Origin of the sequence: Streptococcus suis (assembly GCF_024509555.1) — a bacterium.
GTDB classification, from domain to species: Bacteria; Bacillota; Bacilli; order Lactobacillales; family Streptococcaceae; genus Streptococcus; species Streptococcus suis_AD.
This window is the reverse complement of the sequence record NZ_JAMWEL010000051.1, coordinates 1-740: the sequence shown is the minus strand read 5'-3', so window position 1 is coordinate 740 and position 740 is coordinate 1. Positions and strand designations below refer to the sequence as shown.

At 43.2% G+C, this 740-nt stretch carries 1 protein-coding gene; it reads left to right on the top strand.

Translation table 11 applies throughout. The annotated features are described in order from the left end of the window. Positions 1-740 (top strand): IS110 family transposase (locus NF418_RS10290; protein WP_256779531.1); only part of this gene is annotated, 740 nt, incomplete at both ends.

Here is a 740-nt window from a genome sequence, read left to right as displayed (position 1 = left end):
GGCTTAATCCCTTAGAAGCTAAGAAGCAACTGGATAGCTTGCGTGTGAGGAAAACAGATCAAATTGACGCCGAAAAACTGGCTCAATCTCAATTTGTGCTGAATCGTAAACCCACTTTTGTCCAAGAAGAAGTCTACCAAAACTTGCGGGATCTCAGCCGTTTCTATCAGAATCTGACCGAGGACATTGTTCGAGCTAAAAACCGTCTGCACAAGGTCTTACAAGTCACTTTTCCTGAATTGGAAACTATCTTATCAACACCATCTGGCGAACAATACTGGAACCTGGTCATAGCTTTTCCTTGCAAGGACTTCGTGCTTGATTTAAGCAAGAACGAACTCTCAGAGAGCATTCGTCAGTCCACCTCAAAACGAATTTCTGACAAGCGTGTGGCGTATTTAGCTGAGAAGCTGATAGCACTAGCTAATCAATCTTATTGTGCCGTCAAGAAAACCTCTCCAATGCTGGAAGAGGTTCGTTACTATGGAAGAGAATTGCTTCGGCTTTCTGAACAGAGACAAACTGTTCTAGACCAGATGGTGGAGCTAGCTCAGCCATTACCTGAATATGACATTCTGCTCTCTATTCCTGGAATAGCTGAGACTACTGCAACAAGTATTATTGGTGAACTGGGAGATATTCGCCGTTTTCAGTCTGCCAATCAAATCAATGCCTTTATCGGTATTGACCTGAGACACTATGAATCTGGTAACTTCCTCGCTAAGGAACACATTACCAAG